The following is a 15,543-nucleotide window of genomic DNA, read 5'->3' on the forward strand; positions in this document are numbered from 1 at the left end:
TAGTAAACACGTTGATCGCAGCGCCTCCTGAAACAAAATTCATCACCATTTGCCAAGTCACTTCTTGCGGATAGGCGCTCACCCCTTCGTGCGCAATACCATGATCACCAGCAAAAACAACGATCGTAGGCTTGATCAGCGTTGGCTCTAGCGTTTTTTGAACTAAACAAATTTGCATTGCCAAGGTTTCAACAAGGCCCAAAGCGCCGAGAGGTTTGGTCTTTGAGTCAATTTTGTGTTGGATTTGAGCACGAAGATCCATCTTAGTAATCGACACCTTTTCGTGCCTTCACGCCAGCCTTGTAGGCATGTTTGATCTCTTTGACCTCTGACACCGTGTCACACACCTCTCGGAGGGCGCTGCCGCCGCCACGACCGGTAACGATGACACTTTGCTCAGGAGGACGATTGGCAATCGCATCGACAATCATCTGCTCATCCAAATATTTATAGGCGATCATGTAGGTCAGTTCATCGAGCAGAACCAAATCCAGGCTCGTGTCTTTTAACATGCGCGCCGCTTGCTCCCAAGTTCGCTCGGCGGCCTCGATGTCAGAGGTTCTGTCTTGCGTGTTCCAAGTAAAACCGGTGCCCATCTGATAGAAGTCGACTTCAGGCATTTTCTCTTTCAGGAAGATCTCTTCACCAGAAAGCTGTGCGCCTTTGATGAATTGCACCACGCCGACTTTTTGGTCATAACCAAGGGCCCGCAGCACCATACCGAAACCGGAGCTGCTTTTGCCTTTCCCGTTGCCGGTTAACAACAATGCAATACCACGCTCTTCGTCCGCGGCTGCGATGTGCGCATCCACGTTTTCTTTTTGCTTTTGCATCTTCTTTTTGTGCGCTTCGTTCTTATCGCTCTCGCCAGTCATTACTCGCTCCTGTTACTTCGTTCAGTGTTTATGGTGCCCAATGCGGGCCACTTAAAACTCACTTACTCAACGTGCTCTGTGTTCTTATCGCATCAAATCGCTCGCACACCTGCTGCATGCCATCCAAGGTTCGATACGAAAATCGATGCAATAAATCGCCATCAAAAAATACGATCTGCTCATTCTTAACAGCGGGAATTTCAGGCCAGTTCTGCCACATTTCAACGGCTATTTCCCCGCCATGATGCGTCGGTACGACAATCACATCCGGTTGCTTTTCAATGACACTTTCCAAACTCACCTGCGGATAATCCAGTGCTGGATCGCTAAAGACATTCTCTCCACCGCAACCGCTAAACAGTTGATTAATCCAGCTGCCCGCGGCCATTGTGCGCAACGGTTTAGACCACAATTGATAGAAAAACCGTACCTTCGCAGCGTCTTGATATCGGTTGCGCAATGCCTCTAAGCGCTCTAAATAAGCACTAGCCAACGCGTCACCTTGTTGCTCATAACCAATCCGCTTGGCGATCGCTTGAATTTCCAGTGGAATATCTTCAAGTCGCTTCGTCTTGCTTAAGTGAATAGGAATCCCAAGTGATCTAATACGCGCCAAGTCCTTTGCTGGGTTGCCGCCCTCCCAGGCAATCACGACGTCGGGCTGCAATTCCAAGACGCGGTCTATCTGAATACCATCATAATTCCCGATCCTCGGGATATTGAGCGCGGCTTCCGGGTAATCTGCAAACTCAGTGGTACCAACAATTTTATCGCCTGCGCCCAGCAAGAAAATAATTTCAACAGAGTGCGGCGACAAAGCAATAATGCGCTCAACAGACTCCGCTTGGGCTGAATGATTTAAGCCATCGGCGGCTGCGTGCGCACATGCCATACATAACAGAAACCACATCAGGCCCGTCTTTAATGCTTGGAAATACCGGCCAAGGTGCACGGATTGGATAAGACCCAAAAACAACTTACGATGCATGCGTTTCTCTTCGATATAAGACGAGCAGAAAAAAGGTACTACCAATAGCAGCGGTAATGATGCCAACCGGTAGTTCAAAATCACCGTGGAGTGTTCGCGCCAGAACATCGACCCAAACCATAAATACACCGCCTAATAATGCGGTAGCGATATAGACATTAATTGTGCGACCCTGAATCAAACGACGAACAATGTGAGGGATCATCAAACCGACAAAACCAATCCCGCCACAATTCGCGACTAATACTGCGGTCATCAGGGAGCTTAGTAATAGCATTCCTAAACGAAGCTTCACGACAGAAACACCCAGCGCACGTGCGCTTTCATCACCGGCAAGCATGGCTCTAAGCGGTCTCGAAAATGAAATAAAAACCAGCAAACCCACCCCCACGACAACAATCACACCAGTTAGGCTCGACCACTCTGCTCGGGAAAAACTACCAAGGGTCCAAAAAATAAGCGACGATGCGGCCAAAGGATCCGACATATAGAGAACCAAGCTTGTCGCTGCACTAAACATAAATGAGCAAGCCACTCCAGCGAGAAGCATACGCTCGATACTGCCGCTTCGGCCGGCAAGTGCGACCACCAACACAACCGAGAGCAGACTACCTAGCAACGCGCCCACCGTAATCGTGAACTCACTAAAGGCGGATGCCGCGCCCAAAGACGTGCCGGTTATACTCGCAATGACTAACACCGCGCCAAATGAAGCGCCCGAAGAAATACCAAATAAGTAAGGGTCTGACAGCGGGTTTCTGGTAACGGTTTGCAACACCGCACCGGCGAGCGAGAGCCCTGCTCCCGTTAAAAATGCCAAGACAGCACGCGGCGCTCGTAACTCTAAGATAATACGCTGCTTTACCTCGCCAACAAGCGGCTCAAGGTCGCTGGAACCCAGTTCAAAGACCAAGCCCCAAATGCTTTGAACCACATCCTGCATCGAGATATTGGCCGCACCAAACGCCATAGACGCCACAAGACTGACAAGCGTGATCAACAACCAAGCTAGGGTGAACACAACATTAGGCGTCATTATTCTCCCCCAAAGCATGATATGCATAGCTAATCCGAGGATGGCCGTAAAGTGGATGTTGATCAACAACACAACAGGCTCTAAACACATCCCCGATCATATCTTCCGTTATAACCTGCTGCGGCGAGCCAGAAGCCACAATACGCCCTCGGTGTATAACATGCAGCTCGTCGCAAAACGCGGCGGCCAAATTCAAGTCATGAAAGGACGCAAACACCGTAAGCGGCATGGCTTTGACTGAGCGCAATACCTCGAGCTGAAAATGAATGTCGAGGTGATTCGTTGGCTCATCCATAATGAGTAACGACGGGTTCTGAACAATTGCGCGGGCCAGAAAAACGCGCTGTTTCTCTCCACCCGATAAATTGGAAAACAAGGACTTCGACATGCTGTCTAACTCAAACTCTTCAATCAACTCATCGATACGCTTCATCTCTTGCTGAGAGTCCGGCTCAAACAGACCTTTATGTGGCGTCAAGCCCTGAGCGACAACCTCTCGTACAGTCAGACCCATATGCTCGCTTTGCTCTTGGAGAATCACCGCAGTTTGCTGCGCCGCTTGCTTCGTTGAGATGCTCCAGATGTCCTTGCCGTTTACCAATACCTTGCCAGAGCTCGGCTTGTGCACGCGATAAACACTCCGCATGAGCGACGACTTTCCCGCACCGTTTGGCCCAATAAGGCCGACGAACTTCCCTTCCTGAATAGAAAGGTCAATGTGATCAAGAATACGACGCTGCGTGTTGGGCACATCCCAGCAGAGACCTTGAATGTCGAGATTCAACGTCATGGCTTGACGCTCACAGGCAGTCCCGCAACGATTAAATCAACCCGATCAACAGCAGCTGCAAGGCGCTGGTGCAGCCTACCCGTCTCATCGCAAAACCTTCTTGATAATGCATCAACAGGCATGATGCCCATGTTGGTCTCATTGGAAACAAGTAGCAGTGGTTTAGTGAAATGCTTAAGCTCTTTTTCGAACTCGGCGACATAGTGCGCGAGGCGGTCGGAGACCTTGGGTTTTACAAGCAAATTGGTAATCCAGAGGGTTAAGCAATCAACAATCACAACCTCAACACTTGGGTCGCGGTCCAGTTGCTTTAACGCAGCGGCGAGATCGATAGGCGCTTCTTTAGTTTGCCAATGTGCAGAGCGATCAGCGATATGACGTGCGATGCGTGCCTTCATCTCCTCGTCTAAAGGTTCTGCGGTGACTACAACCGCAACCTTGTCAGATAACGTTCTCGCCGAGTTTTCTGCGTATCGACTTTTGCCAGATTTAACGCCACCCAGTATTAGGTGCTTCATACTCGCCCCTCTAAGATCGTCATTAGTTTATCCATATCTAAGGCGCGCTCAAACTCCGTGGCGAGTCTATCTAGGGATGCTTCACGCAAGGCTACATAATCCAAGGGCTGTGCGGCCTTGTAGCCTGCCCACGCCAGGATTGCATCTAGTGCCCCCGGTGTATCTACTAGCCCATGCCAATAAGTGCCGGCTATCTGCCCATCTTCACTAATTGCGCCATCGAACTGCCCGTTATCGTATTCGATAAACGGCTTCTCTAAGCTAGCTCCTGTCGACCGACCAGCATGAATTTCATAGCCTGTCACGATATCGTTGCCTACAACAAACTTACCCCTAACCTGTTTTAGCGCCTTGTCACCCGTCAGTGTTGTCGTTAAATCCAGGTAGCCAAATCCAGCACTTGAACCCGCTTCACCCTCAATACCTTGAGAGTCCTCAATCCGCTTGCCAAGCATCTGATAGCCACCGCAAATACCGAGCACCTTACCACCATAACGTAAATGCTTTTGAAGCGCGGCTTCCCAACCCTGCTCTTTGAGAAAAGCCAAGTCATCCCTCACCGATTTTGAGCCGGGCAAAATAATCAAATCCGCAGGCGGAATCTCGCTATCAACCGGAACATAAGTAAAGTTGATCTCTGGGTGCAGACGAAAAGGTTCAAAATCCGTGTGATTGCTGATTCTTGGCAGCACGGGCACAACCACATTGAATATGCCCGTTTGCTCTGCGTTGTTTTGAGGTAAGGCATCTTCAGCATCAAGATTTAGCCCATGCAAATAAGGCAAAACCCCAAGCACCGGCTTACCCGTTCTACTTTCGAGCCATTCTAAGCCATTTTCGAGTAGCTTGATGTCGCCGCGAAACCGGTTGATCACGAAGCCAACGACGCGGTCCTGCTCACTTTGACTCAGTAAATCGAGGGTGCCCGTAAGGTGAGCAAAGACGCCCCCTTTATCGATGTCGGCAACAATAATAACGGGACAGTCTGCGGCCTCCGCGAACCCCATATTTGCGATATCGCGGTCACGCAGATTGATCTCGGCTGGCGAACCTGCACCCTCTACAATCACGTGTTGGTATTGTTCTTCGAGTCTGCGATGCGATTCCAGCACGGCGTCCATCGCTAAGCGCTTGTATTGATGATAGCTTTGCGCATCCATGTTGCCTTGCGCCTTACCGTGCACAATCACTTGCGCACCAATATCGGTATTTGGCTTCAGCAGAATCGGATTCATATCCGTATGTGGCTCTAGGCCGCACGCAAGTGCCTGTAGGGCCTGCGCTCTTCCGATTTCACCACCATCAACCGTGACCGCACTATTGAGCGCCATATTCTGAGGTTTAAACGGAACAACATCCAAACCACGCTGATGGAGGATGCGACAAATCGCCGCAACCAAGGTGCTTTTACCGGCATCAGAAGTGGTGCCCTGAATCATCAGCGTGGTCATAGAGCGCTACTTAGTTTGTTGTATCTGCAAAACGAATTGCGGCCGGATTGTTGAGTAAGTTAACGGTACCTTCTAGCAAGTCTGTTGAAGTACTCACTACATCGATACGCGGTGCTGCGAAATCAGCGATTCCTACCCAAAGCTGATTGGCGTTATCAATTTCAATAGTGCGCGCGTCAATACTGCTGTAATCGGTTAACGGTGCATTGGAGACAAGGCCTGTTCCCGCATCGAACGTGATCACATCAAGGTCACCCCAAGCGTTGTAACGCGTCAAATATCCCTTCGATGCACTTGCGATTTCAACTTCCATGATTTGTGCGCCAACATTCACGTCATCATCGTCAACAAGCAAGGTACTGGTCATCGTCATACCTGAAATATCGATCTTCTCAATACCACCAGTAAGCTCAACCGGCCGGTTCATACTCGCGTAACGACCCTTGCCCGCAACGTAAATATTCGTACCATACAAATCCATATCGCCTGCATTTTTAACGGTCAGATCAAGGGCTTGCGTGACAGTATCTGTTGACGTGTCTATTTTGATAAGGCGAGATGTTTGCGGTGCATACGTGCTATCCAAGCCCTCCAGCAAAACGTACAGATTGCTGCCGTCGATGATTCCGGCCGCCGCCGTCGCGCCAAGCCCTTCATCGTAGGCAGTTAAATCAATCGATGCCGCTTCATCAATGAAGTCTGCTTCGTCCGCATTGCTAGCAACACTGGGGTCGATCACAAGAATCTCGTTTGACTCCCAAAGTAAGACATACGCTTTGGTTTCTGAAGCAAACACTACGTCATAGGGGTTTGTATCAGCGCCTACCGAGAATTCCCAGATTGGGTTCACTCCATCAGCAAACGAGTATTTTGCGATTGAACTCAAGCTACCGCGATTGATTCGGTAAAAGTGGTCACCATAGGTCACCGCTCGCATGTCAGAATAGTCTTGTGCAGCAAAACCGCCTTGGCTCGAAAACATCATGCTCGTCTCAGCAAAGTCGATTGTGCTTGATGCGTAATCTGCAGAGACTCCCGTGATCACCGCGCAATCATTACAATCCACTGAAAAATCTGGATTATCACTACTGCTACTACACGCAGCAAGCCAGATTGCGGCCGACATGACCAACCCATTTTTAAAAATGTTTCGAACTTCCATAGTGTTACCCCTGTTAAAAAACGTACTTGTAAGACAGATAAAAATGACGACCCGGCGCTGGATAGCGATTAAAGTCTTCAATTCTCTCATCGGTTAGATTGCGACCAACCAACTCAACTTGGTGATCAGAAAAACTGTATTTAAGCGCGGCATGCACTTGCTTGCTTTCGGGCAATTCCGTAGTCGCAGAGCGGTCGTAGAAACCCTCATTTCGATAAACGAATTCGATTTCAGCAAGATAGGAATGCCACAAAAATTGATTCACTAAGCCGCTCGTATATTCGTATTGCCCAGGGAGTGGGTTTCCGCGAAAACCCACAACTTGAGATCGATCCTCAGAATTTACCCATGCGCCTTTGGCACCAAGCTTCCACGCATCATAGAGTGAAACTTCGCCATCAAACTCTAAGCCATACAAAAGCGCCGAGGAGATATTCTCAGCCCTACCAATTCCTCTGGCGTCATAGATCGTCACAATCGCATCGGTAAGATCTCGATAAAACGCAGTCAACGAGGCTAAACTCGCCGTGGAAGAAAACTGGAATCCAGCTTCTGCATTTAGAGCGACTTCATCTTCTAGATCCGCATTGCCGATTGCGCTGCCATCATCACCATACAATTCGTACAAGCTAGGTAGGCGAATATCGCGAGATAGACTAGTGCGTAACTTCAATGAGCGATTCAGTTGGTAATTCAACCCGAGTTGAGCATCAAAGCTTTGCTCAGAACGATCATCTTGAGTAAGTAAATCCGTCTCATCCGACACAGCTCGAAACCGGGTTTGTCCCATCACTGAAAACGCATCGTCACGGCTAAACCATTCGCCCTGCAAGCCGAGCGAATACTGCTGTCTTTGCGCTTCAAACCGGATCTCTCGCAACTTATCGTGGTTGTCGTAAGTCTCTTGATTCGCAGCGACTTCGTAGTGAAGGATGCTCTGCTTCAAGCGTTGACGAGCGTGTACTTTAGCGTCGATTGATTGTGTCGTGGCCGCCTCTAGGTTCGCATTCAAACCGACTTTGTTTTGGGTATCGTCATACAATGTGTCACGCTGGCTAAGCGCAAGCTGATAACTCAAATCCCATGCCTTCGTTAGCTGGTGATCTAAACCAGTACTAAACATAAAAAATTCCGTATCAAACTGTGCTTTGTTGGTCGGGTCGTTGACGACACCGGGGATGCCTTTCGCGCGATCGTAATACTGAGCGAGACCCGACAATGTCATATCGGGGCGTATCGCATAGTCTCCCGATAGCGCCGCGCTCAGTTGATCGTATTGGGCGTTCTGTCGCGTTTCATCGCGATCATCAAGCGGGTTTGACGGAGTTTGGTTGTCATTGACTAAATCAAAATCGTTGTCTGAAGAAACGCGCTCTACGCTGCCACGCAAACGCATGTCCTCGGCAACGATACTGCTTGAAGCCGCAAACTTACTCGAGTTGAAAGAGCCATAGGTCAAGCTGATATGGCCACCGGTCTGCTTCGATTGCTTGGTCACAACGTTTACAGCACCGCCAATTCCGGCAGAGCCAAGTTGCAAAGGTACATACCCACGATAAATCTCGATGCGCTCTACGGAATCGAGCAACAGCTCACTCAAATCAACGGCCCCGCCCTGGGCACTGTTTAAAAGCACGCCATCTAGGTACACATTGACCTGAGCACCCGTAGAGCCCCGAATACTAAGTGAAGAATACGAGCCCATCCCGCCTTGTTGACGGATTTGAACGCCGGCCTGTGCCTTTAGCACGTCAGCAACGCTGGAATAAGAGCTTGATAAGTCTTTAGTTTGAACGACGGTAACATGGCTTGGGATGACGTCGACATCAATATCATTAGCAGACGAGCGCGAACCAATAACAACAACCTGCTCATGCTGCACATGTTCATTCGCATGCAACACCGTACAGGCGAAAAAAAGCGCACTATATATTGATAGTCGGGATACCATTACTCAGCTCACGTTATATTCAAACGTGCAGAGAAAGAGATCGGAAAGATGAAAACACGCGCAAAGCGACAACAACGGTTATCAATCCCGAATATCGCCCTCCGCAATATTACAACATTTGCTTCAGGCCGGTCTCCGGGCTCACAAGTTGGGATTTACCCTAGTTTGACGGCCTTCCCATGCTGAATGCACAGTGGCGAGGATGACAAACTTTACTTGCTTACCGTTGCGGGGGCAGCGTTGGATTCACACCAATCTTCCCGTTTCACTCGCTCACCATGAACTGGTAATTGAGCACCTCAAGCAGGTGTGCGACTTTACGAGGATGCGACGAATTCGTCAACGATTAATTGATCCGAAATGAAATCGGAACCGTAACGTAGCCCCTCAATTCGCGCTCGTCCTCATCAGCTGGAGAGAATCGCCAGCTATCCATCACCGTTGAGTACGCAGCAAAATCAAGCGCAGAGACATTGCTGGATTCAAGAATTTCAACATAAGTGACAGTGCCATCCGCGTCGATATGGACACCCAGCACCACATCACCTTCCCACCCACGGTTGATGGCTCTTTGAGGATAGGTTGGCTTCGGATTGTTTGCGCTGCCTATTTGAAATTGCGGCTCGCGAACTTTTGGCAGCGGCTCTTCAGCCGGGGTTTCATTCGCTTGCGCCTGTTCTGCGACTGCTTCCTGTTTAGCCGGCTCGCTATCTGCTGAATCGCTGGGCTTGGCATCGATATCAGCGCTTGCCTGCTCATTAATAACCTGCCGTTTCTTGGCTTCCGGTTCTTCTTGCTCCGGCTTTTTGACTTCTCGTTCCGGTTGACTAATGCGTCTTTGCTTAAATTCAGTGCTGGTAATTTGCTGAACACTTTTCGCTGTCGCTTTCTTAGTGGGCTGTGCAAGCTGCTGCGGTACTTGGCGTTCCACATCAGGTTTTAAAGCTTCCGTTTGATCTGCCTTTGCGATCTTTTTTAGCGGCTCTGGCGAGGTCTTTTCAATCGTTTTTTTAGGTAGTGTTTGAGGCTCTGCCTTTGCTGGCGAAGGTTGACTGGCGGGGATATGAACGACTGACTCGGGGTCTGGGGTAATTTGCGAGTCATCTGCGCGTGCATTTAGCGATACACGATAGGAAGTCTGATCGGCCACATAGGCTTTCGGCTTGAAAAGCCCATCTAGCAGAAAAAACAAGACAACATGCACAAGCACCGCAAACACGAACGCAAACACCATAAAGCGGTTTTGCATTCCGGCCGTGCTATGTGAAAAAAAGTGTTGCATTGGCGTGTATCAAACTGCGTTAAAACAACTGAGGATGAGGGCGCGACTATACAAACAACACCCTCATCGCGCAACTCGCGCAACCCGCAACGTACAACACTTTATCTGGCTTGAAGGAACTGCCTAAGCTAGAAAGTCCTTCGCGTAAACACGGCTTTCGCTAGAAGCAAGATTACCTGTTGATGCAAAACTGAACACGCAACGCTTGCTGCCAACGGCATCGACATACTTCAACCAAACTCGCTCGAATTCGGTACTCGCATCTCGTTCACCACGGCATACCGCCAAGAGTTGTTTTTGTGCCTTGGATGTTGGCTCTAAGGTGCCATTAGCAAGCGCATTTGCGACCGCTCCAGCACGTGTTAATAGATCGGATTCGTTTCTTGAAAAGTTGCCGCTGCGGCTAAAACCGTGTGGAAAATTTTTGTCATCGCGGAAAGATTTCCCCGACACTAAGCTCTTATCAAGCATAGCTTACTCCCTTGCATCGAATCTCTTTGGATTCTGGTTATTGTTATACGCTGACTGCTCCCTAGCTGCCCCGTATTCTCAAACAATTTAAACGCAATTATTGTGATCAAAGTTCCATTCAGAACAGCACAAAGTGTGCGGATGCCGTATTACAGCTTGTTGACACCATCGAATGAGTTTGCCGCTTTTTAGAGAGCACTCTCGACTCAGCAAAGACTGTGCCGCCGCCGCGCGCGCCTGCTCACTTATTGCACAGATAAGAGTTTGCACATTATCGACCATGGCGATGTTTATATTGGAGAGTGCGCTCGGATCAACCACGCATTGCACGCAACCGATCAACGCCTAGAGTCTTTCAACATTCAAGATATCTCTAGCGTGATAAAACCCTCAACCGTTCACTTAGCCATGGACCTATAGATTCCGGAAAGCACCATCACAACTGTCAATGCTCGGATTGCGCGGCTAAAAAAGACGGTTCAATGAGGTCACTCATGCAAAAGAACGACTGGACCCGCCCTCTTCCTGACTAATTAGATGTCCCAGAGCAGACTTTTCTAGAACGATGCAGCATACGTCTTACACGCGCACGAAAACCAAGGCCTAGCGATGGTTAGGCGCACAAAAAAAACAAACAGGTGTTATTAAGCAATACGTGCCTCACCTGTGTAGATATAACCTGCAAAGCGCGGGGTTTTTGGGACGTAAAACGAAGACGCGCGTTCAATCGCGAAGCCTGCCTCCGAGATCAAGCCGCTAATCTGACGATTAAGCTGACAACCGCCCGCTAGTTTCGACCAAACCGGATTCAAACGATTTTGCCACTTTTTGACGCGCGCATGTTCCGCTTCACCATGCTCACAAAACAAGAGCTTGCCATTCGGCTTCAGCACGCGTCGCATTTGCGCCAGTGCTTTGGCCGTATCGGGAATAGTGCAAAGTGTAAATGTCAGAAGAATGGTATCGACGGAGTCATCTTCCAAGGGAATTTTCTCGCCAGGTAAATCAAGCCAACGCACTTTAACAGGGCTTTGGGCTAGCCGCTTTGCGGCTTTGTTTCGCATACCGAGTGAAGGCTCTAAGCCCCAGACATAATCGATCTTGCTGGTATCGTAAAAAGGCAAGTTAATACCCGAACCCATGCCGACTTCCAGCACAGCGCCTTCAGCCTGGGGAACAAGTTGACTCCGCAGTTTTAAAATAGGCGGCGAGCCACAAGCGCAATTGATCAAATGTGGTAAGACGTACTGCTCATAAAGACTCATGCCATCAGACACCTTGTGTTAATTAACGTTCCACTAAAGCTTAACCGCAAGCGCTAGCTGAGTATCCGACTTAACTCGTCTAAAACACGGGAAATGCGGTCAGGGAGAGCGTCATTCGAAGCAATCCATCAGGACGAGCGAGTAAAGAGCAAAGAGGCTCGAAGCTAACTAAGACAAGAATACGTTAACGCGTCACATCGTTTTCAGCAATTCAGCGAGTGGCTGATTGTCGACGGTGATCGTCCCCTCCAATGGGCGATCTAAGTCTTCTATCATCATCAGTACAAGACTAAAGGTAAGCGCCAATACAAAACACAACATCACGCGGCGGCCACCCCCGTAACCAAACTGAAAGCCCATGGCGAACATCGAGAGCACCGATACCGTCATGAGAACAAGCCAAACCGTGTGGTGAATGTGATATTTAAGTGCCACCACTACCCGAGAGGTATGAAGATCAATAACATCATTCAATGACGTTGCATAAGCAAGGTGGGCTGGGTCTCTATTTGCGCGCACCGCGTTTACCGCAATACGCCAAAGCTCTTTGTGAAGAACTTCCGATCGCTCAAGTATGAAACCAATATCGGCCTCTTGATCAACAACATTGGCACGCAGAGCCACATAGCTTTTCAACAGTTCTTTTGATTCTGTTCGCCACGCATTTGAGTCAATGAAGTCCGCTCTCAGGTAGGCCGTCCCAATCGCATTAACCTCATCAAGTAACAACTGCTTTCTTTCCTCAAAGCGATTCGAAGTCGTGCTATAGGTGAGCGCGAGCAAGAACGCTAACAACGCAAAGAGCGCGGCGACTAACGAGCCAACAGGCGGGGCCTCATCTGCTGAATAGTGTTTGAGAAAATACCGCCCGACCATGACGCCAGACATAACGGCACCAAAGATCAACACGATGGTCACAACTAACGCTTCTATTAAAGCCAAACCTGCGAAGATGCCCATTCATCACCCTAAAGGAAAACACAGTAATATTCCGAAACGAGTCAAAGCCTATCCTGCAGAATACTCTGCACCACGAATGACGTAGTCCGGGAGCTTCTCTGGACTTGGATAAACCTGTATGGATTTGATGTTTTCCCGAGGATAAAGGTGCAAAGCGCCCTCGGCCTCGACAGACATATAAGGCTGTTTAAGCGCATTATCGATGTTTTTAACAAGCTGCATTGGGTCTAACACTTGCTTGGCAAAATCAAACGACACCATGCTGCCATCGACAAAACGAATCACTAAACTTTTTTTATTATCCATAGCGCTCTCTGCTCACATAAACGTATGACTCTAAAGTTAGCTGCTAATTCGCAGATGCGCAAAGACTGAGACGCGACAGGTCGAGCGAGGCGCTTACAGTTCAACGCCCAATTTAGATGCATGTTTCGGCAAACCGAAAGAGATTAGTGCGGTGATTAGAATGAACGCCGCCGAAACCCATAAGCACATCTCTAGCCCATACGCTTGATAAAGCCATCCCGATAACACCGTGCCGATCAGCCGCCCCATCGCGTTTGCCATATAGTAAAAACCGACATCAAGCGAGACGCCATCCTCCCCAGCATAGCTAACAATCAAATAACTATGCAGGGAGGAGTTTATGGCAAACAATGCGCCAAACACGAGCAAGCCGATGATCAGTGCCTGCTGTGTATACCAGTCAAACGCAAACGCAAGAGCAATGAACGCCGGAAGCGCGGCAAGCAAAAACGCCCAACCAAGCGCATCGCCGCCGTCTGGCACTCTTCCGTTTTTCCGCCCGGTTAGTTTTGGCGCAAAGCCCTGAACAAAGCCATAGGCAATAATCCATGCTGCAAGAAAACCACCCACAGTCCAGTGATCCCAACCAAACTCACTGGCGAGATACACAGGCAAAGCAACAACAAACCAGACATCGCGAGAGCCAAATAAAAACATTCGAGCCGCTGAAAGATAATTAATCGCTCGGCTCTTAGAGAAAATCTCAGTAAATTTGGGCTTATTTTTGGCTTTACCCAAGTCTTTTTTAAGCACAATTACACTAAACATCCAGACAGCAGCGAGCATGCAGGCCATGCTGAACACAGCACCCTCAAACCCAATCAGACTCAGAAGGGCCCCTCCGAGAAAAAAGCCAGCTCCTTTTAAGGCATTTTTAGAGCCCGTCAAAATCGCAATCCATTTATAGAGTTGACCTTGGGCATCTGAGGGTACGAGCAACTTGATAGAGCTTTTAGCGCTCATCTTATTCAAGTCTTTGGCTATGCCCGACAGCGCTTGCGCCGCCATAACCCACGGCACGGTTAACCAAGCTGCCGGCACCAGTAACATCGCTAAAGCAACAACCTGCGTTAGCAAACCGATATTCATGGTGCGATTCAGACCTAGCCGAGCACCTAGCCAGCCACCAACCAGGTTGGTGATGACACCAAACACCTCATAAAAGATGAACAGCATCGCGATTTGTAAGGGGCTATAACCGAGGCCATAAAAATACAGCACAACCAGCATCCGCAGCGCGCCATCGGTCAATGTGAACGCCCAGTAGTTGCCCGTCACGACCATGTACTGACGAATTTCTGGAGACAGCTCCCCAGATGATCTCCCCAACAACGCCATGAGGTGTTACTCCATATCCATCCGTCCAACCATGCGCATTAACTCAGCCGTTCGGTTTGCATAGCCCCATTCGTTGTCATACCAAGCATACAGTTTTACCTGCGTATCATTCACCACCATGGTCGAAAGCGCATCAATCACGCTTGAGCGCGGATCTGTTTTGTAATCGATGGACACCAACGGCCGAGTCTCAAAACCAAGGATGTCACGCAACTCGCCCTCGGCAGCTTCTTGAAGAAAGCCGTTTACTTCGTCCTCCGTTGTCGGTCGGCTTACTTCAAACACACAGTCGGTAAGCGAAGCATTAGCAAGCGGCACCCGCACTGCATGGCCGTTCAGCTTACCCTTGAGCTCAGGAAAAATATGGGTAATTGCCGTAGCCGAGCCGGTTGTCGTAGGAATAAGGCTCATGCCACAGGCACGCGCCCGACGCAGATCTTTATGCGGAGCATCGAGAATCGTTTGTGTATTGGTGATGTCATGAATTGTGGTCATCGAGCCGTGAACTATTCCCAGTTTTTCGTGTATGACCTTTACAACCGGCGCAAGGCAATTGGTCGTGCAAGATGCGGCCGTAACAATCCGGTGCGCCTCTTTATTATAGAGCGAGTGATTCACACCCATCACGACATTGAGCACGCCCTCTTCTTTCACTGGTGCGCTGACTACGACGCGCCGAACACCCTGATCCAAGTAGGCTTGCAACAAGGCTTTCGTTTTCATTTTACCGCTTGCTTCAATCACAACATCGCAGGCAGACCAATCCGTTTCGGAAATTGACTTGTTCTTCGTACAAGCAATGCGCTTTCCAGCGACCAACATGGTCTCACCCTCAGAGGAGGCCTCGTAATGCCATATCCCATGAACAGAATCAAAAGTAAGCAGGTGCGCTAGGGTCGCGGCATCCCCTGCAGGGTCGTTAATCTGTACGATCTCGACGTCGTCCCACTCAAACGCCACACGCATTGTAAGTCGACCCATACGACCAAACCCATTAATCCCTACCTTGATAGTCATCATCACCTCTACTCAAAAATACACATGCCAACTTGAAATAAAAATGGGCGCAAGCAAGCTTCCGAAACACGACCAGCCATCGCGAACATATTGTCATGCAATTAGAAGCAGGAAGCACTAGTTCAGCACCTAA

At 49.3% G+C, this 15,543-nt stretch carries 16 protein-coding genes and 1 riboswitch; all 16 genes read right to left on the reverse strand.

Going from position 1 to position 15,543, the window contains the following annotated elements; translation table 11 throughout:
* Positions 1-277: nicotinate-nucleotide--dimethylbenzimidazole phosphoribosyltransferase (locus tag A3750_RS03200; protein WP_231871691.1), on the reverse strand; the 277-nt coding region annotated here is incomplete at its 3' end.
* Positions 264-875: a cob(I)yrinic acid a,c-diamide adenosyltransferase gene (cobO, locus tag A3750_RS03205; RefSeq protein ID WP_068453507.1), complete on the reverse strand. Its 612-nt coding sequence runs from the start codon at positions 873-875 to the stop codon at positions 264-266. The genes A3750_RS03200 and cobO, both read right to left, overlap by 14 nt.
* Before the next feature lie 58 nt (positions 876-933).
* Positions 934-1,863, reverse strand: coding sequence for a cobalamin-binding protein (locus A3750_RS03210; RefSeq protein WP_197466209.1), 930 nt, complete (start codon positions 1,861-1,863; stop codon positions 934-936).
* Positions 1,853-2,926 (reverse strand): iron ABC transporter permease, encoded by a 1,074-nt coding sequence (locus A3750_RS03215; RefSeq protein WP_082863092.1) that lies wholly within the window; start codon positions 2,924-2,926, stop codon positions 1,853-1,855. The genes A3750_RS03210 and A3750_RS03215 overlap by 11 nt, the downstream gene beginning before the upstream one ends.
* A complete protein-coding gene (locus tag A3750_RS03220; RefSeq protein WP_068453504.1) occupies positions 2,889-3,689 on the reverse strand; it encodes an ABC transporter ATP-binding protein in 801 nt (266 codons plus the stop codon). Before A3750_RS03220 ends, A3750_RS03215 begins: the two co-directional genes overlap by 38 nt.
* Positions 3,686-4,207: a bifunctional adenosylcobinamide kinase/adenosylcobinamide-phosphate guanylyltransferase gene (cobU, locus tag A3750_RS03225; protein ID WP_068453521.1), complete on the reverse strand. Its 522-nt coding sequence runs from the start codon at positions 4,205-4,207 to the stop codon at positions 3,686-3,688. Before cobU ends, A3750_RS03220 begins: the two co-directional genes overlap by 4 nt.
* On the reverse strand, positions 4,204-5,658 hold the full coding sequence (locus A3750_RS03230) for a cobyric acid synthase (protein WP_068455653.1): 1,455 nt from the start codon (positions 5,656-5,658) through the stop codon (positions 4,204-4,206). Before A3750_RS03230 ends, cobU begins: the two co-directional genes overlap by 4 nt.
* Before the next feature lie 10 nt (positions 5,659-5,668).
* Positions 5,669-6,820 (reverse strand): hypothetical protein, encoded by a 1,152-nt coding sequence (locus A3750_RS03235; RefSeq protein ID WP_068465945.1) that lies wholly within the window; start codon positions 6,818-6,820, stop codon positions 5,669-5,671.
* A gap of 13 nt (positions 6,821-6,833) precedes the next feature.
* Positions 6,834-8,771 carry a TonB-dependent receptor gene (locus A3750_RS03240; RefSeq protein WP_068465946.1) on the reverse strand — a complete coding sequence of 646 codons (1,938 nt, stop codon included), beginning with the start codon at positions 8,769-8,771 and terminating at the stop codon, positions 6,834-6,836.
* 108 nt (positions 8,772-8,879) lie between these two features.
* A riboswitch (cobalamin riboswitch) is annotated at positions 8,880-9,088 on the reverse strand.
* A gap of 29 nt (positions 9,089-9,117) precedes the next feature.
* Positions 9,118-10,020 carry an energy transducer TonB gene (locus A3750_RS03245; RefSeq protein WP_068456908.1) on the reverse strand — a complete coding sequence of 301 codons (903 nt, stop codon included), beginning with the start codon at positions 10,018-10,020 and terminating at the stop codon, positions 9,118-9,120.
* A gap of 156 nt (positions 10,021-10,176) precedes the next feature.
* Positions 10,177-10,524, reverse strand: a complete 348-nt coding sequence (gene maoP / locus A3750_RS03250; RefSeq protein ID WP_068456911.1) for a DUF413 domain-containing protein — start codon at positions 10,522-10,524, stop codon at positions 10,177-10,179.
* Positions 10,525-11,168: 644 nt separating this feature from the next.
* Positions 11,169-11,789 (reverse strand): class I SAM-dependent methyltransferase, encoded by a 621-nt coding sequence (locus A3750_RS03255; RefSeq protein WP_068456914.1) that lies wholly within the window; start codon positions 11,787-11,789, stop codon positions 11,169-11,171.
* A 192-nt stretch (positions 11,790-11,981) separates the two neighbouring features.
* The gene (locus tag A3750_RS03260; protein ID WP_068465947.1) at positions 11,982-12,749 is read right to left on the reverse strand and encodes a DUF4239 domain-containing protein; all 768 of its coding nucleotides are present in this window, start codon (positions 12,747-12,749) and stop codon (positions 11,982-11,984) included.
* A gap of 48 nt (positions 12,750-12,797) precedes the next feature.
* Positions 12,798-13,055 carry a hypothetical protein gene (locus A3750_RS03265; RefSeq protein ID WP_068453168.1) on the reverse strand — a complete coding sequence of 86 codons (258 nt, stop codon included), beginning with the start codon at positions 13,053-13,055 and terminating at the stop codon, positions 12,798-12,800.
* A gap of 93 nt (positions 13,056-13,148) precedes the next feature.
* Positions 13,149-14,393, reverse strand: coding sequence for an organoarsenical effux MFS transporter ArsJ (gene arsJ / locus A3750_RS03270; protein WP_068453170.1), 1,245 nt, complete (start codon positions 14,391-14,393; stop codon positions 13,149-13,151).
* Positions 14,394-14,399: 6 nt separating this feature from the next.
* On the reverse strand, positions 14,400-15,410 hold the full coding sequence (locus A3750_RS03275; protein WP_068453175.1) for an ArsJ-associated glyceraldehyde-3-phosphate dehydrogenase: 1,011 nt from the start codon (positions 15,408-15,410) through the stop codon (positions 14,400-14,402).
* Positions 15,411-15,543 lie beyond the last annotated feature (133 nt).

The organism is Oleiphilus sp. HI0079, from assembly GCF_001635105.1.